Source organism: Streptomyces sp. NPDC002809, assembly GCF_040295435.1.
Classification (GTDB): Bacteria; Actinomycetota; Actinomycetes; order Streptomycetales; family Streptomycetaceae; genus Streptomyces.
The window spans coordinates 1-18908 of the sequence record NZ_JBEOVJ010000005.1 but is presented as its reverse complement, the minus strand read 5'-3'; the positions used below and the strand labels follow the sequence as shown (position 1 = coordinate 18908).

The 18908-nt window shown below is 70.2% G+C and carries 19 protein-coding genes; 11 read left to right on the top strand and 8 right to left on the bottom strand.

Annotated features, from left to right (window positions below):
* Positions 1-40 precede the first annotated feature (40 nt).
* Complete coding sequence (locus ABT025_RS04770) at positions 41-1042, bottom strand: helix-turn-helix transcriptional regulator (protein ID WP_350989874.1); 1002 nt, start codon at positions 1040-1042, stop codon at positions 41-43.
* Positions 1043-1134: 92 nt separating this feature from the next.
* Between ABT025_RS04770 and ABT025_RS04765 the strand changes: the two genes are divergently transcribed.
* The gene (locus ABT025_RS04765; RefSeq protein ID WP_306070128.1) at positions 1135-1533 is read left to right on the top strand and encodes a VOC family protein; all 399 of its coding nucleotides are present in this window, start codon (positions 1135-1137) and stop codon (positions 1531-1533) included.
* Between the two features lie 80 nt (positions 1534-1613).
* On the opposite strand, the gene ABT025_RS04760 is transcribed toward ABT025_RS04765, so the two are convergent.
* Positions 1614-2402: a sugar phosphate isomerase/epimerase family protein gene (locus tag ABT025_RS04760; protein WP_350989867.1), complete on the bottom strand. Its 789-nt coding sequence runs from the start codon at positions 2400-2402 to the stop codon at positions 1614-1616.
* Positions 2403-2487: 85 nt separating this feature from the next.
* The gene (locus ABT025_RS04755; RefSeq protein ID WP_350989865.1) at positions 2488-3552 is read right to left on the bottom strand and encodes a LacI family DNA-binding transcriptional regulator; all 1065 of its coding nucleotides are present in this window, start codon (positions 3550-3552) and stop codon (positions 2488-2490) included.
* A 145-nt stretch (positions 3553-3697) separates the two neighbouring features.
* Here ABT025_RS04755 and ABT025_RS04750 point away from each other — a divergent pair, with 145 nt between their 5' ends.
* Genes ABT025_RS04750 through ABT025_RS04740 form a run of 3 tightly spaced genes read left to right on the top strand, consistent with a single transcriptional unit; the run spans position 3698 to position 6889 of the window.
* Complete coding sequence (locus tag ABT025_RS04750; RefSeq protein WP_350989863.1) at positions 3698-4849, top strand: Gfo/Idh/MocA family protein; 1152 nt, start codon at positions 3698-3700, stop codon at positions 4847-4849.
* 55 nt (positions 4850-4904) lie between these two features.
* Complete coding sequence (locus tag ABT025_RS04745) at positions 4905-6050, top strand: dihydrodipicolinate synthase family protein (RefSeq protein WP_350989861.1); 1146 nt, start codon at positions 4905-4907, stop codon at positions 6048-6050.
* On the top strand, positions 6047-6889 hold the full coding sequence (locus ABT025_RS04740; protein ID WP_350989859.1) for a sugar phosphate isomerase/epimerase family protein: 843 nt from the start codon (positions 6047-6049) through the stop codon (positions 6887-6889). Before ABT025_RS04745 ends, ABT025_RS04740 begins: the two co-directional genes overlap by 4 nt.
* Before the next feature lie 369 nt (positions 6890-7258).
* Here ABT025_RS04740 and ABT025_RS04735 read toward each other — a convergent pair whose 3' ends face one another.
* On the bottom strand, positions 7259-7837 hold the full coding sequence (locus ABT025_RS04735; protein WP_350989857.1) for a TetR/AcrR family transcriptional regulator: 579 nt from the start codon (positions 7835-7837) through the stop codon (positions 7259-7261).
* 90 nt (positions 7838-7927) lie between these two features.
* Here ABT025_RS04735 and ABT025_RS04730 point away from each other — a divergent pair, with 90 nt between their 5' ends.
* The 3 genes from ABT025_RS04730 (at position 7928) to ABT025_RS04720 (ending at position 9472) form a co-directional block, all read left to right on the top strand.
* On the top strand, positions 7928-8374 hold the full coding sequence (locus ABT025_RS04730; RefSeq protein ID WP_350989855.1) for an anthrone oxygenase family protein: 447 nt from the start codon (positions 7928-7930) through the stop codon (positions 8372-8374).
* Between the two features lie 179 nt (positions 8375-8553).
* A complete protein-coding gene (locus ABT025_RS04725) occupies positions 8554-8904 on the top strand; it encodes an antibiotic biosynthesis monooxygenase family protein (RefSeq protein ID WP_350989853.1) in 351 nt (116 codons plus the stop codon).
* Positions 8905-9046: 142 nt separating this feature from the next.
* Positions 9047-9472: a DUF4267 domain-containing protein gene (locus ABT025_RS04720; RefSeq protein WP_350989851.1), complete on the top strand. Its 426-nt coding sequence runs from the start codon at positions 9047-9049 to the stop codon at positions 9470-9472.
* A gap of 108 nt (positions 9473-9580) precedes the next feature.
* On the opposite strand, the gene ABT025_RS04715 is transcribed toward ABT025_RS04720, so the two are convergent.
* The gene (locus ABT025_RS04715) at positions 9581-10375 is read right to left on the bottom strand and encodes a class I SAM-dependent methyltransferase (protein ID WP_350989849.1); all 795 of its coding nucleotides are present in this window, start codon (positions 10373-10375) and stop codon (positions 9581-9583) included.
* A 293-nt stretch (positions 10376-10668) separates the two neighbouring features.
* On the opposite strand from ABT025_RS04715, the gene ABT025_RS04710 reads away from it, so the two are divergent.
* On the top strand, positions 10669-11871 hold the full coding sequence (locus tag ABT025_RS04710; protein WP_350989847.1) for an alpha/beta hydrolase family protein: 1203 nt from the start codon (positions 10669-10671) through the stop codon (positions 11869-11871).
* Positions 11872-12249: 378 nt separating this feature from the next.
* Here ABT025_RS04710 and ABT025_RS04705 read toward each other — a convergent pair whose 3' ends face one another.
* Positions 12250-12627: a winged helix-turn-helix transcriptional regulator gene (locus ABT025_RS04705; RefSeq protein WP_502971888.1), complete on the bottom strand. Its 378-nt coding sequence runs from the start codon at positions 12625-12627 to the stop codon at positions 12250-12252.
* A gap of 125 nt (positions 12628-12752) precedes the next feature.
* Here ABT025_RS04705 and ABT025_RS04700 point away from each other — a divergent pair, with 125 nt between their 5' ends.
* Entirely contained in the window at positions 12753-13403 is a 651-nt protein-coding gene (locus ABT025_RS04700) for an NAD(P)-dependent oxidoreductase (protein ID WP_350989843.1), read from the top strand.
* On the opposite strand, the gene ABT025_RS04695 is transcribed toward ABT025_RS04700, so the two are convergent.
* Entirely contained in the window at positions 13384-13530 is a 147-nt protein-coding gene (locus ABT025_RS04695) for a hypothetical protein (protein WP_350989841.1), read from the bottom strand. The two genes, ABT025_RS04700 and ABT025_RS04695, sit on opposite strands and share 20 nt — an antisense overlap.
* 114 nt (positions 13531-13644) lie before the next feature.
* On the opposite strand from ABT025_RS04695, the gene recD2 reads away from it, so the two are divergent.
* Together recD2 and ABT025_RS04685 are read left to right on the top strand one after the other, a co-directional pair.
* Positions 13645-15966, top strand: coding sequence for an SF1B family DNA helicase RecD2 (gene recD2, locus ABT025_RS04690; RefSeq protein WP_350990190.1), 2322 nt, complete (start codon positions 13645-13647; stop codon positions 15964-15966).
* A gap of 129 nt (positions 15967-16095) precedes the next feature.
* Complete coding sequence (locus ABT025_RS04685; protein WP_350989839.1) at positions 16096-17394, top strand: citrate synthase; 1299 nt, start codon at positions 16096-16098, stop codon at positions 17392-17394.
* Between the two features lie 606 nt (positions 17395-18000).
* Here ABT025_RS04685 and ABT025_RS04680 read toward each other — a convergent pair.
* Positions 18001-18908: heavy metal translocating P-type ATPase (locus ABT025_RS04680; protein WP_350989837.1), on the bottom strand; the 908-nt coding region annotated here is incomplete at its 5' end.

Here is an 18908-nt window from a genome sequence, read left to right as displayed (position 1 = left end):
GAGGGGCTCAGGGCTGACCGGCACGGGGCTCACCGATCCGTCATACGTGAGGGGGGCCTCTCCGGGCGGAGTGCGCGAGCCGTTCGGCGAGAGCCTCGACGAGGCCGCGGAGCTCATCCGGACGTTCGATGACGAACGGCCGGTCCAGCGAGGCGAGCACGGCAGGCAGCCAGTCGAGCCGGTCCACACGCAACTCGACACGTGACCAGCGCTCGGTCTTCGGATCTGCGCCGCTCCGGGACGGCAGTTCCTCCACGATCGCGACGCCGGCGGGAAGGCGGGTGTGGATCTGCCCGGCCGTCCCCTGGACCCGCAGGGTCACCTCATGCCGGTACGGAGCCGTGGCGAGCCCGGTCAGAACGCGCTGCGCCGGGTCGGGTCCAACAGGTGGTTCGAACGAGCCGGGCAGGGTCCTCACACCGGTGATGCGATCCAGCCGGAACGTCCGGTCCTCACCCGTCGTGAGATCCGCAGCCGTTACGTACCACCTGCCCGAGTGGGCGACGACCCCGTGCGGGTGCAGTGTGCGTTCGCTGCGCCGGCCGTCGGAGTTGGTGTACCCGATCGAGATCGGCCGGTGATGGTTCACCGCGTCGGCGACCGAGAGCAGGACCGTGGATTCCGGGGCGACCACCTCGCCGGGCGGAGCAGTGAAGGCAAGGGACCCGAGCACGGCGTCGAGTCTGCGGCTCAGCCGCTCGGGCAGCACTCGCCGGATCTTTGCCGCCGCCGTCTCACTCGCCGTCCCCGTCGCCGTGGTCAGGCCTGCCCGCCGACCCGCCACCAGACCGAGCAGCACGGCGAGCGCTTCGTCGTCGCTCAGCATGAGCGGAGGCATGCGGTAACCGGGGGCGAGCCGGTAGCCGCCGTAGCGGCCGCGTACCGACTCGACGGGCACGTCGAGGTCGACGAGATGGCCGGCATAGCGCCGTACGGTGCGCTCGTCGACGTCGAGCCGATCGGCGAGCTCGGTCACGGTCCGGATGCCGCCCGACTGCAGGAGTTCCAGCAGGGCGAGCACACGAGCAATGGGTCGAGGCATGCCCCGAAGTCTCCCGCACATACCGGGCGGATTCCGCCCGGTATTCGCCGTAGCGTGCGATCGGAAACACCGACCGACCAGGGAGAGAACCCATGGACTTTGTCTCTGTCCGCATCATCACGGGCGACGTCGCCCGCCTCGTCGACTTCTACGAGCGCGCCACCGGAGTACCTGCCGACTGGTCCAACGAGGACTTCGCCGAGCTCAGGACCACCTCCGCCACCCTCGCGATCGGCAGCACCCGTACCGTCCCCCTGTTCGCGCCCGGCTCCGCCCGCCCGGCCGACAACCACAGCGTCATCCTCGAATTCCTGGTCGACGACGTGGACAGCGTGCACAAGAACCTGACCGGCTTCGTGAAGGACTTCGTCAACGAGCCCACCACCATGCCCTGGGGCAACCGCGCGCTCTTGTTCCGCGACCCTGACGGCAACCTCGTCAACTTCTTCACCCCAGTCACCCCTTCCGCCATCGAAAAGTTCGCTCGCTGAGGTCGCTGAGGTCGCTGAGGCCGCTGAGGGCCTGCGGTCCGGCCTGCTGCTCGTGGACGCGGACTCTCCCCGTACCCGCTTCAGCCCTTCGGCGCCCCCAGCCGCAACAGGTGCTCGCGCCCCGCAGTGAGCATCCCCGGCAGCTCCGCCGCCCCCGGATACCAGCGCTTCTCGTACTCCCAGCAGACCCAGCCGTCCGGGTCCAGCGTGTCCAGGCACGCCCGCAGCGGCAGCACTCCCGCACCCAGGGCCACCGGCGTGGTGTCCTCGGTGGAGGCGATGTCCTTCACCTGTACGTATCCCAGGTGCGGGGCCAGCACCGCATGGCTCGCCACCGGCTCCTCACCCGCGAGCCAGGTGTGCATGATGTCCCACAGTGCACCGATGCTCCCGTGCCCCACCGTGCCGGCCACCCTGGCCACATCGGCCCCCGCGCGGTGCGAGTCGTGGGTCTCCAGCAGGACGCGTACGCCCATGTCGGCGGCGTACGGGGCGGCGGCGCCCAGCCGGCGGGCGGCGGCCGCGTCGGCCGTCGCGGGGTCCTGGTCGCCGCCGCCCGGGAACACCCGGACGTTGTGCGCGCCCAGGTCATGGGCCAGCTCGATCAGCCCGGCGAGCTCGTCCAGCACCGGCTGGTCGTCGCCCTCCGCGGCGGCCCGTACATAGCCGGCCACGGTCAGGATCTCGACCCCGCCCCGCTTGAACTCCTGCACCACATCGGCACGTTCGGTCTTCGAGAGCCCGGGATGCACCGGCTCCTCGGGGTGGGCGCGCAGCTCCACCCCCTGGTAGCCGTTGTCGGCGGCCAGCCGGACGACCTCGGCCATCGGCAGTCCCGGAACCCCGAGGGTGGAGAAAGCGAGCTTCACGTGTGTGTTCCTTCCGTCGGTCTGTTGCCCATGGACGGTACGGACCGGGGCGCGTTGGGCGCGTACCCCCTCCCCGCCGCCCGACTCATCCCCGGGGCGCGGCCGTCGACCCCCGCACCATCAGCTCAGCGGCGATCGTCGCGATGCCGCCGGGCGGCGGGGCTTCCTTGCCGGTCGCCAGCCGGCCCGCCCGGGCCCCCGCCTCGACGAGCGGCAGCCGTACGGTCGTCAGGGCCGGGACCACGTCCACCGAGAACGGCAGGTCGTCGAAGCCGGCCACCGAGATGTCCTCGGGGATGCGCAGTCCGCGGTCGCGGATCGCCGCGGCGGCGCCCAGGGCGACCGTGTCGTTCGCCGCGACGACGGCCGTGATCTCCGGTTCGCGGCGCAGGAGTTCGACCGTGGCTTCGTAGCCGGACCGGCGGTCGTAGGAGCCGTGCACGGTGAGCCGTTCCTCGTCGCCCACGAGCCCCACGGCCTTCATCGCGTCGCGGTGGCCCTCCAGCCGGTGGCGGGTCGTGGTGCGTTCGACCGGGCCCGCGACATAGCCGATGCCGCGGTGGCCCAGCGAGAGGAGGTGCTCGGTGAGGCGCCGGCCGCCGCCCCGGTTGTCGAAGGCGAGTGCGGCCACCACGGAGGCGTTGTCCGGCAGCGGGGGCCGCCCGCACAGCACCACCCGGGTGCCCGCGTCCGCGAGTTTCGCCAGCTTCGCGGACATCGCGGCCTGGTGGGCCGGGTCCTCGACCGCGCCGCCGGTGAGGACGACCGCGGCGGCGCGCTGGCGCTGGAGCAGGGTGAGGTAGGTGAGCTCGCGTTCCGGGGTGCCGCCGGTGTTGCAGACGATCGCGAGCTTCTCGCCGCCCGCCCGGCCCGATCCGTCGCCCGGACCGCCGATCTCCGTCTGGGCCGCGCCCGCCATGATCCCGAAGAACGGGTCGGCGATGTCGTTGACCAGGATCCCGATCAGGTCGGACGTGGCCGCCGCGAGCGAACTCGCGGGCCCGTTGAGCACGTAGTCCAGGTCGTCCACCGCACGCAGGACCCGCTCCCGGGTGGACGCCGCCACCGGGTAGTTGCCGTTCAGTACGCGGGAGACGGTGGCCGGGGACACCCGGGCGCGAGCCGCCACGTCCGCCAGGGTGACTGTCATCGCATCCTCCGAGAAGTGATGAGGGGGAGTGGACCGGCGAGTGGACCAAACCAATCAGCGCGCCCCCTCTTGTCCAGGCCGCTGTCGGCAGGCTAGCGTCATACCGCATAGAAAGCGCTTGCTACGGCTGTATGGAGGAACTTTCGTGACACGCAGGACAGTGCGCATCGCCATGAACGGCGTCACGGGTCGCATGGGATACCGGCAGCACCTGGTGCGCTCGGTCCTCGCGATCCGCGAGCAGGGCGGCCTCGATCTCGGCAACGGCGACGTGCTGTGGCCCGAACCGGTCCTCGTCGGCCGCCGCGCCCACGCGCTGGAGGAGCTCGCCGAGCGCCACGGTCTGACCGAGTGGTCGACCGACCTCGACGCGGTCCTCGCCGACGACACCATCGACATCTACTTCGACGCCCAGGTCACCTCGGCCCGCGTCGAGGCGATCAAGAAGGCCGTCGCGGCGGGCAAGCACATCTACACCGAGAAGCCCACCGCCACCGACGTCGAGGGCGCCCTCGACCTCGCCCGCCTCGCCCGGGACGCCGGCATCAAGCACGGCGTCGTCCAGGACAAGATCTTCCTGCCGGGCCTCCTGAAGCTGAAGCGCCTCATCGACGGCGGCTTCTTCGGCGAGATCCTCTCCGTGCGCGGCGAGTTCGGCTACTGGGTCTTCGAGGGGGACTGGCAGGAGGCCCAGCGCCCCTCCTGGAACTACCGTTCCGAGGACGGCGGCGGCATCGTCGTCGACATGTTCCCGCACTGGGAGTACGTGCTCCACGAGCTGTTCGGCCGGGTCACCACCGTCCAGGCGCACGTCCAGACGCACATCCCCGAGCGCAGGGACGAGCACGGCAAGCCTTACGCCGCGACCGCGGACGACGCCGCGTACGGCATCTTCCAGCTGGAGAGCGGCGCGGTCGCCCAGATCAACTCCTCCTGGACGGTCCGCGTCAACCGCGACGAACTCGTCGAGTTCCAGGTCGACGGCACCCACGGCTCCGCCGTCGCGGGCCTGCGCAACTGCCGCGTCCAGCACCGCTCGGCCACCCCCAAGCCGGTCTGGAACCCCGACCTCCCGGTCACCGAGTCCTTCCGCGACCAGTGGCAGGAAGTCCCCGACAACGCGGTCTTCGACAACGGCTTCAAGGCCCAGTGGGAGCTGTTCCTCCGCCACATCGTGCTCGACGAGCCCTACACCTGGGACCTGATGGCCGGCGCCCGCGGCGTCCAGCTCGCCGAGCTCGGCCTCAAGTCCTCCGCCGAAGGCCGCCGTTACGACGTCCCGGAGCTGAACCTGTGACGCAGCCCCGCGCCGCCGCCCACGTACCCGCCCCCGTCGCACCGGAGTGGACACGATGACGATCCACCTCCCGCAGGGCCCCTACGAGCCCCGTGCCACCCCGCTCGACCTCGCCCCGGGCGGCGCGCCCCTGGCCTCCCGTACGGTCTTCTCCGCCGCCCATGTCGTCGCCGACCCGTACGCCGACATCAGCCCCGACTCACCGGCCGCCGTCGACTGGGACGCCACCCTCGCCTTCCGCCGCCACCTCTGGTCGCACGGCCTGGGCGTCGCCGAGGCCATGGACACCGCCCAGCGCGGCATGGGCCTGGACTGGACGGGCGCGGCCGAGCTGATCCGCCGCTCGGCCGCCGAGGCCAAGTCCGTCGGCGGTGCCATCGCCTGCGGCGTCGGCACCGACCAGCTCCCCGCAGGCCCGGCCACGCTCGCCGAGGTGCGGTCCGCGTACGAGGAGCAGCTGGCCATCGTCGAGGAGAGCGGCGCCCGGGCCGTCCTGATGGCCTCGCGCGCACTCGCCGCCGCGGCGAAGAGCCCGCAGGACTACCTGGAGACGTACGCGCATCTCCTCCGCCAGGCCACCGAACCGGTCGTCCTGCACTGGCTGGGCCCGATGTTCGACCCCGCCCTGGACGGCTACTGGGGTTCGGCCGACCTCGACAAGGCCACCGACACCTTCCTCCAGGTCATCGCCGAACACCCGGACAAGGTCGACGGCATCAAGATCTCCCTCCTCGACGCGGAGCGTGAGATCGACGTCCGCCGCCGCCTCCCGAGCGGGGTGCGCTGCTACACCGGGGACGACTTCAACTACCCCGAACTGATCGCCGGCGACGACCGCGGATTCAGTCACGCCCTGCTCGGAATCTTCGACCCGCTCGGCCCGCTGGCCGCGCACGCGGTACGGGTCCTGGACACGGGCGACACCAAGGGATTCCGCGAACTCCTCGACCCGACGGTCGAGTTGTCCCGGCACCTCTTCCGGACGCCGACCCGCTACTACAAGACGGGCGTGGTCTTCCTCGCCTGGCTGGCCGGCCACCAGGACCACTTCACGATGGTGGGCGGCCTCCAGTCGGCCCGCTCACTGCCGCATCTGGCCAAGGCGTACGAACTGGCGGACCGCCTGGGGCTGTTCCCCGACCCGGAACTGGCCGAGTCGCGGATGCGCGCCCTGCTCACCGTGCAAGGAGGCTCCCGATGACCGACACCCGTACCGACATCTCCCGGCTCTCCATCAACCAGGAGACCATCAAGCAGTGGTCGCTGCCCGAGCTCGCGGAGGGCTGCGCGAAGGCGGGCATCGGCAAGGTCGGCCTGTGGCGGGCCCCCGTCCAGGAGTACGGCGTCGAGCGCACGGCCCAGCTCCTCGCGGACTCCGGACTGTCCGTCACCAGCCTCTGCCGGGGCGGCTTCTTCACCGCCCTCGACCCGGCCGAGCGGGCCCGCGCCCTGGACGACAACCGCGCGGCGCTCGACGAGGCGGCGGGCCTGTCCACAAACACGCTGGTGCTGGTCTCGGGCGGCCTCCCGGAGGGCAGCAAGGATCTGTACGGCGCCCGCGAACGCGTCGCCGACGCGCTGGCCGAACTGGCCCCCTACGCGGCCGAACGGGGCGTACGCCTGGCCATCGAGCCGCTGCACCCGATGTTCGCCTCGGACCGCTGCGTCGTCTCCACGCTGTCCCAGGCACTGGACATCGCGGAACGCTTCCCGGCCGACCAGGTGGGCGTGGTCGTCGACACCTACCACCTCTGGTGGGACGACCGGGCCCCCGCCCAGATCGCCCGCGCGGGTGCGGGCGGCCGCATCCACTCGTTCCAGCTGGCCGACTGGATCACCCCGCTCCCGGCGGGCGTCCTGCTGGGCCGGGGCCAACTCGGCGACGGCAGCGTGGACTTCCGGGCCTTCCGTACGGCGGTGGAGGCCACCGGCTTCGACGGCCCCATCGAGGTGGAGATCTTCAACGAGGACCTCTGGGCCCGCGACGGCGCCGAGGTCCTGGCGGAGGTCGCCGCCCGGTACGTGGAGCACGCCTGCTGAGTCCGTGACCCGGCCGCCCCGGCCTCCGGGGCAAAAAGATTGCCAAGGCGTACAACCCTTGAGCACCTTGCCGGGTCTTATCTGCCGTCGGACGCTTCCGGGGAGGGATCCGGGGGGATCGGGAAGCCCCGACCGAGGGGGAAAGCGAGTGGGGTCCGGTCGAGAGACCGGGCCCCGTTTCGCTGTCCGCACAGCCTGGCTCGGCTTCACGAACAGACTGGCTCGGCTTCACGCAAAGCCTGGCGCGGCTTCACGCACCGGGTGGCGCGCTGTGCTCTTGCGTGTGGACGCGAGGGACCCGGAGCGCCGCCGCCGACCGGCAGCGGCGGGGACCGAGGGTCCCGGCCGCGGGCCCGTCGGGACGGTCCGTCAGACCTTGGCGAGCCGGTCCACGAGCAGCCTCACCCGCTGTGCGGCGTCCTCCGGCAGCAGCCGTCCCGCCCGGGTCAGGGTCGCAAGGCCGTGCAGGGACGCCCAGAACACCTCGGTGAACAGCCCGGGGTCGACGCCGTCCCCGGCGACCTCGCCCAGGCTCTCCAGCAGCGCGGCGAACGCGTCCTTGAGGGGTTGCGGGGTTTCCTCGTCCGCGAAGGCCAGGCCGCCGTCGAGCTGGAACAGGGCGTCGTAGACCGCCGGGTTGCGTGCGGCGAATTCGAGGTAGGCACGGGCGAGCGCGGCGACCCGGCCGCGCGGGCCGTCCGCGGCGGCTGCCGCGGCCCGCACCGCCACCGCCATCTCGACGGCCCCCTCCAGGGCGACGGCGCCGATGATCTCGCGCTTGCCGCGGAAATGGCTGTAGAGGACGGGCTGGCTGTATTCGATGCGCTCGGCGAGCAGGCGGGTGGTGACCGCGTCCCAGCCCTTCTGCTCTGCGAGTTCGCGGGCTGTCGCCACGATGAGGCGCTCTCGCTCCGCCCGTTCGCGCTGCTTGCGTTCCTGTACCGACATGATTCGATCCTAGCATCGCTAGACAACGGAGCGGCAGCAGTACTAGCGTTGCCTCGTCAGCTAGCGGCACTAGATGCGAAGCGGGTCACCATGCTCAATGCAGTCGAGGTCGTCGCCACCGTGGTCGTCGGCGTGATGGTGGGGGTGGAGTTCTCCGTCGCCTTCGTCATCAACCCGATCCTCAATGCCCTCCCGGAGGACAGCGGCCAACTCGGCCGCGCTCACGGGGGCCGGATGCTCGGTGCCGTGATGCCGGTCTGGTATCTCACTTCGCTCGCCCTTGTCGCGGTCCGGGCCGTCGCGGGATGGCACCACCACGGCACCGGTCTCGTCGTCACCGCCGGCGCGCTGCTGATCCTCAGCGTGATCATGTCGCTTCTGCTGCTCGTCCCGATCAACAACCGGAGCAGGACGTGGACCCCCGGAAACCGGCCCGCCGACTGGAAGGAGCAGATGAACCGCTGGGACCGCTTCCACTACGTCCGCGTCGCCGTCATCGTCGCCGCCTTCGCCCTTCTGGTCGCCGCCCTCACGTGATCCCGCCGGCTCACCCGCCCGTCGTCGGCCGCAACCGCCCGGACGCGGGTCCGAAGTGCGGCACTGCCGCCTCCATCCACATCCGGGACCGGGAACCAACAGCCTCGAACTCCGCCGGAATCCCCGGATCGAGGCCCCGGCGACACCCACTGACCCGACAGCGAGAGGAAGTGCCGAAAATGGCCGAACTGCAGAGTCTCGACCCGCACACGCAGATGTTCGCGCAGTTCAAGGAGAAGACCGGGCCCATCGTCCTGGCCAACACCTTCTTCGTCCCGAAGGAGAGGGCTGAGGCGTTCCTGGCCCTCTTCCGGAGGCAGTCCGATTTCATGAGAGCTCAGCCGGGATTCGTCTCCCTGCGGATGCACAGGGGGACGGCGGGCAGCCGGCTGCTGATGAACATCGCGGTCTGGGAGTCGACCGAGGCGCTCGCCACGGCCTTCGGCAGCACGGAGTTCCAGCGCATGGCGGCCGAGTTCCCCGACGGCATCGTGTCGTACCCGCACATCTTTGAGCAGATCGACGTATGACACGGCGGTTGAAGCCCGAGATGGGCAGCCGGAGGAGGGCGGACGGAGAAGACCTGCCTCCGCCCGGCCCGATCAAGCCCCGCGCGACTCGGCAGGCTCCACGAAGCTCGCAAGCTGACGAAGACTCGCAAGGAGAAGAGCAATGCCGCTGAAGAAGATCAACACCGCCCTGGTTGCCGCCTTCATCCTCTTCATCCTCTGGTTCGGGACGGAGTACATCCTGAGCCCGGAGACGACGGCTCCCGGCTACGGCCTGCCGAGCTGGCCGTCCGGCGACGGCGACGGCTTCCTGATCATCAAGGGAATCCGCGACGTCGTCCTGGCCCTGGTCCTGGGCATCCTGCTCGTGACGGGTCACCGCCGGGCGCTGGGCTGGGTGCTACTGGTGGAGGCATTCGCCGCGTACGGCGACATGACCAACGTGCTGGCCCACCACGGCTCCGTGGCCACCGCGCTCGGCGTCCACTGCCTGACCGCGACACTGATGGCGGTCACCGGCCTGCTGGTCATGCGCGAGACCCGCAAGGTCGCGGCCGCTGTGGCAACGCCCGCCCTGCAGCCGGCCTGACGCCATCGAGGGGGGTCTCTCCACCCGAGCCAGGTATGCGCACCTCCCGCGAAATCCTGCCCGGGGCCTTTGCGCGGGAGTTTCAGGTGTCGCCAGGGATGTGCTGCTTCATGGGTTCAGAGCGCGGCCATGGTGCCGGGTCCGCTCTGAACCCAGGTCAGGGGCCGCATCCCCCGGCAACGGGCGCCGCGCGACGAAGACGAACTCCCGGCCCGGCCTGTCAGGTGCGTCGCGTACGTCCTCCACCGTGAACCCCTGCATGGTCAGGTCCTTCTCGACCTCCTGGCGCTCGCGGAACCGCAACGTCGAATCCGATGTCAGCACGTGCCCGTCCGCCGCGAATGCGCAGGTCCCGCGGAACGTCACCAGCGGCCCGTTCACCTCGACGACCTCGACCCAGCTCTCGACCGCTCCGGTGCCCGGGACATCCGTCACCTTGTACGAGGCCTCACGGGTCCACTCCTCCCAGGCGCGCCCGGCCGGTACGCGGGTCTCGAACACCAGGTAGCCACCGGGCCGCAGGGCTTCGTACGCCGACCGGAGGGTCGCCCGCCATGCCTGCGGATCGGCGATCGCCTGCGCTACGTTCGCCGTCATGGTCGCGAGATCGGCCTGGAGCGGCAGCGCCGCGGCAGCATCCCCGTCCACCCACCGCACCTGTCCGCCACCGGGCTTGGCCCGGGCCACGTCGACGGAGGCGCGGGCGGGATCGACTCCGACGACCTCGATCCCCCGCTCGGCCAGCAGCAACGCGAACACACCCGTTCCGCACCCGATGTCCAGCACGCGCCTGGCCCCGAACTCCTCGGCGATCCGGAGATAGGCGTCGAGATCACCACGGTCCGGGTCCAGCGGATCGTAGAGCGCGGCAAGCCGTGGGTCTCCGTAGCACGCGTCAGTCATGAGGACGAAGATACGGGGGCCCGGAAGCGGGCCACCACCGGATTCGGGGCCGGCTCGCAGCGCGCTGACGAGGACGGGGGCGGGGCGGGACAGGTACGCCTGCAGGGGCGAGGCGGGTACGCGTACAGGGGGGTGGGGTGCGTACGGGGCGGGGGTGGGGCCGGGGCCCGCCGAAGGGGCAGTCGCCCTCATTTGTGTGATGCCTGGGTCTGACAGGGTCCATCGGCGGAGGTACGTCCAACTGGTACTGGAGCTGCATGTGTTGGAGGGAGCCGAAACCTAGATTCGACTGAATGAACCCCAGACGTCGCAGAGTCGCTGTGGCCACTCTGCTCACCTTCGCCCTGTCCGTCCCGCTTTCGGGTGCCGCGTCGGCCGTCCCTGCCGGCCCCGCGCGGAGCGCACCCCAAGCCACCTACAGCGGCAGCAGGTTGGAACTGCCGCCCCTCACTGGCCCCTACCCCGTGGGCCGCCGCACCCTGCACATGGTCGACCGGAGCCGCGTCGATCCGTGGGTGCCGGCCTCCGGCAACCGCGAGTTGATGGTGACGGTCTCCTACCCGGCACGTTCGGCGAGCGGACCGTCGGCGGCGTACATGACCGACGAGGAGGCCCGGCTCCTGCTGGAGGCGAGAGGCCTTGGCGGCGTCGTGCCCCAAGCGACGGTTGCCGGGGCGCTTACCCACGCGCACGTGGGAGTCCGCCCGGCGCCAGGGAGATTTCCCCTGGTGCTGCTCTCCCCGGGCTTCTCGATGCCGCGCGCCACACTCACCTCCGTGGCGGAGGATCTCGCGAGCCGTGGCTACGTCGTCGCCTTGGTGGACCACGCCTACGAATCCGTCGGCACTGTCTTTCCGGGGGGCCGGATGCTGCCCTGTGTGGCCTGTGAACGGGTCGGCACACGTGAGGAGCAGGCCGCCGTGGTGGCCGGCCGGGCCGAGGACCTGTCCTTCGTCATCAGCGAGCTGACCCAGGGCGGAGGGGCCGGAGGGCTGTCCCGGGTGATCGATCCGAGCCGCATCGGAATCGGCGGGCATTCCATCGGGGGCGCGGCTGCGGCGGCGACCATGGCCGCCGACCGTCGCGTGCGGGCGGGGGCCGACCTGGACGGTGACTTCTTCGTGCAGCCTGCCGCGACAGGGCTCGGCGGGCGCCCGTTCATGATGATCGGCGCCGCATCCACCCACAGCCCCGGGGACCCCACGAGCGACTGGTCCGGGGCGTGGGACCACCTGAACGGCTGGAAGCGCTGGCTGACCGTGGACGGCGCTGAACACTTCTCCTTCACGGACCTGCCTTATCTGGCGGGGCAGTTGGGGCTGTCGGACCCCTCCGTACCGCTCTCCGGGGAACGGGGGTGGCGCATCACCCGCGACTACGTTTCCGCCTTCTTCGACCTCCACCTGCGAGGCATGGCGCAGCCGCTCCTCGACGGCCCCGCGGCCGCGTATCCCGAGGTCGTGCTTCAGCAGCCGGGAGGTGGCCCCCGGCTGTAGAGCCTGTCCGGCGGGTCGCGGCGCAGGGAAACGGTGATCGCGTCCTGGCCGACCCCGGCGCGGGAGTCGCCCGCATCAGCGCGGGATCCTCCATCGCCGAGGCGGCCTACGGGCTGGTGCGACGAGCGGCCCGCGAGCTGCTGACCCAAGGGCGCGACGGCCACATTTGAAGGCGGATACGACTACGCCGCCCTCAACGCCCTGCTCCTGGCCGAGCCGACGCGCTGAAGCGCGGCCGGGAGCGCAGTCCGGCCGACGTGGCCGGGCCGGGTCAGGGACCGCCCCGCAGTGGCCGGGTCATCCGGATCCGGTCCAGGCCGTCGACCGGATCCGGCTCCAGAAGCGAACGCCGGCCATCAATCCGGTGCGGCCTCCTGTTCAGCGCGTCGCGGTTCCCTCCTGCGGGAGCGCCGGGACCAGGTCCCCCTCGTACGCCTCCCGCGCATCCCGCAACCGCGGCAGATGCTCCGCCGCCCACGCGCAGCAGGCGGCCATCGGCGCGAGCAACGTACGCCCGAGGGCGCTCAGTTCGTAGTCGACCCGGGGCGGGACACCGCCACCGACGGTACGGGTGACCAGGCCGTCCCGTTCCATCGACCGCAGCGTCTCCGTCAGCACCTTGGGCGTGATGCCGTGCAGCGGGACCTCCAGTTCGGAGAAGCGCCGGGGGCCGGCTTCCAGGCACCTGATGATCTTCGGGGTCCATTTGCCGCCGATCCGGAACGGCGAGGTGACATGGGAGCAGCCGGTGAACATTTCGGGATCAAGTGGTTGGCTCACCCTGGCGAGCGTACGTAACTATCGTTGCGGAAACCATGGGGTGCGCGGCTAGCGTCCGCTGCATCGGCCGGCGGTCCGCGGGCCTTGGCGAGGGGAACCCCATGAGCAGCAGAATCGTCGTCTTCGGAGCCGGCGGACGCGCCGGAAGGCGTGCGGTCGCCGAGGCGGTCGCCCGCGGGCATCAGGTCACCGCGGTGGTGCGGGACGTGGCCGCGTACGCAGGTCCGACCGGCGACGACGTCAGGGTTGTCGCCGGAGACGTCACCCGGGCGGACAGCGTCGCGGAGGCCGCCGCCGGGCACGACGCCGCGATCAGCGCGGCCGGCCGGATGGACGTGCCGTCCCGGGACTTCTACGTGAGCGCCGCCCACGCCCTGCTGGACGGTCTGGCCCGTGCGGAGGTCGGGCGGCTGGTGCTCATCGGGATCGGGTCCGTACTGGAGACCGCGCCCGGCGTGGCCGTCCACGATGCCCCCGGCTTCCCCGAGGAGGCACGGGCCTTCTCGCTCGGGCACTCCGCCGAACTCGACGTGCTCCGCGCCGCCGAGACGGAAATCGACTGGCTCGTCATCGCCCCGCCGCCGGTGATGCTGGACGACGAGTCCCCGAGGACCGGCCACTACCGGACGGGCGGTGAGCAGGTGATCGCCGACGGAGCCCCGTCCTTCTCCTACGCGGACCTGGCGGTCGCACTGATCGACGAGATCGAGACCCCGAAGCACGGACGCTCGATCACCGCGGTGGCCGGCTGACGGGGCGGCCGAGGATCGCGGCGACCTCCGCCCGTTCCACTTGGGCCGGTTCGATCTCGTCGCTGAGCCAGGCGCCGGAGCCGGCGTTCTTGTCGGCCTCCTCGACTTCGCCGGCCGTTATCGACATGACGAACCTCCTCCTGCCGCGAGCCACTGGTACCACTCAAGGTGCCAGTGGTTCTTCATGCGTGCGGCCCCCGCGCTGTCAGCCCCGCCCGGTACCGTCACGGCCATGTCCACCATGTCCTCCACGACATCGTCCACACCGAACATGGCCGTCCTGGAAGGCGTACTCGAACGCATCACGTACGCCAACGAGGAGAACGGGTACACGGTCGCGCGCGTCGACACGGGGCGGGGGAGCAACGACCTGCTCACCGTCGTCGGGTCGCTGCTCGGGGCGCAGCCCGGCGAGTCGCTGCGGATGGAGGGGCGCTGGAGTTCCCACTCGCAGTACGGCAAGCAGTTCACCGTCGAGAACTACACGACGGTCCTCCCCGCCACCATCCAGGGCATCCGCCGCTACCTCGGCTCCGGGCTGATCAAGGGCATCGGCCCGGTCATGGCCGACCGGATCACCACGCACTTCGGCGTGGACACCCTCGACATCATCGAGCAGCAGCCGAAGCGCCTGGTCGAGGTCCCCGGGCTCGGGCCGAAGCGGACGAAGATGATCGCCGCCGCGTGGGAGGAGCAGAAGGCGATCAAGGAGGTCATGATCTTCCTCCAGAGCGTCGGTGTCTCGACCTCCATCGCCGTCCGTATCTACAAGAAGTACGAGGACGCCTCGATCTCCGTCGTGAAGAACCAGCCCTACCGGCTGGCCGCCGACGTCTGGGGCATCGGCTTCCTCACCGCTGACCGGATCGCGCAGGCCGTCGGCATTCCGCACGACAGCCCGGAACGGGTCAAGGCCGGACTGCAGTACGCGTTGTCGCAGTCCAGCGATCAGGGGCACTGCTTCCTGCCCGAGGAGCGGCTCATCGCGGACGCGGTCAAGCTCCTCCAGGTCGACACCGGGCTCGTCATCGAGTGCCTGGCCGAGCTCGCCGCGGAGCCGGAGGGTGTCGTACGGGAGAAGGTGCCCTCGCCCGAGGGCGGTGAGCCGGTCACGGCCGTCTACCTGGTGCCGTTCCACCGGGCCGAGATCTCCCTCGCCTCGCAGGTGCGGAGGCTGTTGCGGACGCCGGAGGAGCGGATGCCGGCCTTCGGCGACGTGGACTGGGACGCCGCGTTGAAGTGGCTCGCGGGGCGTACCGGCGCGACGCTGGCACCCGAGCAGGAGGCCGCGGTGCGGCTCGCGCTCAGCCGGAAGGTGGCCGTGCTGACCGGAGGGCCCGGCTGCGGCAAGTCGTTCACCGTCCGGTCGATCGTGGAGCTGGCCCGTGCGAAGAAGGCGAAAGTGGTGCTGGCCGCGCCGACCGGCCGGGCGGCCAAGCGGCTCTCCGAGCTGACCGGGGCCGAGGCCTCCACCGTGCACCGGCTGCTTGAACTGAAGCCGGGCGGCGACGCGGCGTACGACCGGGACCGTCCGCTCGACGCCGATCTGGTCGTCGTCGACGAGGCGTCCATGCTCGATCTGCTGCTCGCCAACAAGCTGGTCAAGGCCGTGGCACCTGGTGCCCATCTGCTGCTCGTCGGCGATGTGGACCAGTTGCCCTCGGTCGGCGCGGGGGAGGTGCTGCGGGATCTCCTCGCCGACGGCAGCCCCGTTCCGGCGGTCCGGCTGACCACCATCTTCCGTCAGGCCCAGCAGTCCGGCGTCGTCACCAACGCCCACCGGATCAACTCCGGCCTGCCGCCCCTCACCCAGGGGCTCAGCGACTTCTTCCTCTTCGTGGAGGACGAGACGGAGGACGCGGGTGTGCTGGCGGTGGACGTCGCGGCCCGTCGTATCCCGGCCAAGTTCGGGCTGAATCCGCGCCGGGACGTGCAGGTGCTCGCCCCGATGCACCGCGGACCGGCCGGGGCCGGTCATCTCAACGGGCTGCTCCAGCAGGCCATCACCCCGGGCCGCCCCGATCTGCCGGAGAAGCGGTTCGGCGGCCGGGTGTTCCGTGTCGGCGACAAGGTCACCCAGATCCGCAACAACTACGACAAGGGGGAGAACGGTGTCTTCAACGGGACCGTCGGTGTCGTCACCGCCCTTGACCTGGACGAACAGAAGCTGAGCGTGCTCACGGACGAGGACGAGGAGATCAGTTACGACTTCGACGAGCTCGACGAGCTGTCCCACGCGTACGCCATGACGATCCATCGCTCCCAGGGCAGCGAGTACCCGGCCGTCGTCATCCCCGTGACGAAGAGCGCCTGGATGATGCTCCAGCGAAACCTGCTGTACACGGCCGTGACGAGGGCCAAGAAGCTCGTCGTGCTGGTCGGTTCCCGGCAGGCGATCGGTCAGGCGGTCCGCACGGTTTCCGCAGGCAGACGCTGTACGGCGCTGGATCACCGGCTGCGCGGAGGCACCGAAGGAGGATCCTCGGAAAAAATGATCGATCAAATCGGTGGGAAACATCACGCGGGTCTTCCGCAACCGCAGTCAAGGGGGCAGGATGAATAAGTTCGCGGCACTCAGTGCCGCGAGTAGGTCCAATGGACGACCCCGAGTGCACTCTCCTGAGCCAAATGGGGGAGGGTGGAGACAGTCAGGGAACCTCGAAGAAGAGGCACTACGTCGGTGAGGGATGACGTGAGCGAGCACACCAGTAACGCTGTAGTACTGCGGTACGGCGATGACGAGTACACCTACCCGGTGATCGACAGCACCGTCGGCGACAAGGGCTTCGACATCGGGAAGCTCCGGGCGAACACCGGTCTGGTGACGCTGGACAGCGGATACGGCAACACCGCTGCCTATAAATCGGCCATCACCTATCTCGATGGCGAGCAGGGCATCCTGCGGTACCGCGGCTACCCCATCGAGCAGCTCGCCGAGCAGTCGACGTTCCTTGAGGTCGCGTACACGCTCATCAACGGTGAGCTTCCGAATGTCGATGAGCTGTCGGCCTTCAAGAACGAGATCACCCAGCACACGCTGCTGCACGAGGACGTCAAGCGGTTCTTCGACGGCTTCCCGCGCGACGCCCACCCGATGGCCATGCTGTCGTCGGTCGTCAGCGCGCTGTCCACGTTCTACCAGGACAGCCACAACCCGTTCGACGAGGAGCAGCGTCACCTCTCGACGATCCGGCTGCTGGCCAAGCTGCCGACCATCGCGGCGTACGCGTACAAGAAGTCGATCGGTCACCCGTTCGTCTACCCGCGCAACGACCTCGGCTACGTCGAGAACTTCCTGCGGATGACCTTCTCGGTCCCCGCCCAGGAGTACGTGCCGGACCCGGTCGTCGTCTCGGCGCTGGAGAAGCTGCTCATCCTGCACGCGGACCACGAGCAGAACTGTTCGACCTCCACCGTGCGTCTGGTCGGTTCCTCGCAGGCGAACATGTTCGCCTCGATCTCCGCCGGCATCTCGGCCCTGTGGGGCCCGCTGCACGGTGGCGCCAACCAGTCGGTCCTGGAGATGCTCGAGGGCATCCAGGCCAACGGCGGCGACGTCGACAGCTTCATCCAGAAGGTGAAGAACAAGGAGGACGGCGTCCGCCTGATGGGCTTCGGCCACCGGGTGTACAAGTCCTTCGACCCGCGCGCCAAGATCATCAAGGCCGCGGCCCACGACGTGCTGTCCTCGCTCGGCAAGTCCGACGAGCTGCTCGACATCGCGCTCAAGCTGGAGGAGCACGCGCTCAACGACGAGTACTTCGTCTCGCGCAACCTCTACCCCAACGTGGACTTCTACACCGGTCTGATCTACCGGGCCATGGGCTTCCCGAGCGAGATGTTCACCGTGCTCTTCGCGATCGGCCGCCTTCCGGGCTGGATCGCCCAGTGGCACGAGATGATCAAGGAGCCGGGTTCGCGCATCGGCCGCCCGCGCCAGATCTACACCGGCGAGGTCCTGCGCGACTTCGTCCCGGTCGAGGGTCGCTGACCCCCGCACCACCCCCGCACCACCCCGGCCCTCCGGGCCGGCTGCCTTCGCCCCGACTGCCGCGCTTTCGCACAGAGCGCGGTGTCCGGGGCGATTTGCTTGCCCGGAGCGTGCCTCACCACACCTGCTCGCGCCGTCGGTACGGGCCGCCTGTGCCGACGGCGACGGGAGGAAGCGGCCGTCCGTGCGGGATACGGGAGGAGCGTGCCGTCCGTCCGGGAGCGCTCCCCTGGAAAAGCGAGAAGCGCCTCGCCGTCGATCCCCCCACGGGCCGACAGCGAGGCGCTTCCCATATCCCGGAGCGGATTCCCCCCACGGGATCCGGCCGGGCGTTCAGTGGGAGCCGAAGCTCCTGGGTTCCTCGGGTACTGCTCGGTGCTGCGCTTTTCCTCGTACTGCGTACTGCGGTCTGCCGGGGCACGTACCGACGGGAGGGCCGCTCAAAGCTCCCCGGTGCACGTCCCCCGGCCCACGCTTGCCCGGAGCATCCCCCAAGACCCTCCGTCGGACGTCCCCCAAGACATCCTTTGGCATCGCACTCTTAGACTCACGAACCCACCGAATGGTTACCCCTGAACCGGTGTGATCTAGGTCTCTTTGTGGAAGTTACGTGAAGGACCGCAGGCGCAGGCTGTTCGTCACGACGAAGACCGAGGAGAAGGCCATCGCCGCTCCCGCAATCATAGGGTTGAGCAGGCCAAATGCCGCAAGGGGTAGAGCCGCAACGTTATAGCCGAATGCCCAGAAAAGGTTGCCCCTGATGGTGGCCAGGGTGCGCCGGGAGAGCCGGATGGCATCAGCGGCCACCTTGAGATCTCCACGAACGAGGGTCAGATCGCTCGCCTCGATCGCGGCGTCCGTGCCGGTTCCCATCGCCAGACCGAGGTCGGCGGTGGCCAGCGCCGCCGCGTCGTTGACCCCGTCGCCGACCATCGCGACCGCTCGCCCCTGAGCCTGCAACCGCTCGATGACGTGCGCCTTCTCCTCGGGCAGCACCTCGGCGCGGACCTCGTCGATCCCGACCGCGCGGGCCACCGCCTCCGCCACGGCCCGGTTGTCGCCGGTCAGCAGGATCGGTTTCAGGCCGAGCGCGCGCAGCCGCCTGATCGCCTCCGCGCTGGTGTCCTTGACCGCGTCGGCGACCTCGAGGACGCCGCGCGCCTCGCCGTCCCAGGCGACCGCGATCGCGGTACGGCCCTGGGCGGCCGCCTCCGTCATCGCGGCGGCGAGTGCGTCGGGGAAGTCGATTCCGGCGTCGGTGAGCAGCCGGGGGCGGCCGACGAGGACGGTGTGGCCTTCGACGGTGCCCTGGACGCCGAGGCCGGGGATGTTGGTGAAGTCCTCGGGGGTGGGGAGGGGTGCTCCGGTGTGTTGGGCGGCTCCGGTGGCGACGGCCTGGGCGATGGGGTGTTCGGAGGCGTGTTCCAGGGCGCCGGCGAGTCGCAGGACGTCGGTCTCGGTGACGCCGTCGGCGGTGTGGACGGTCTGGAGGGTCATCCTGCCGGTGGTGACGG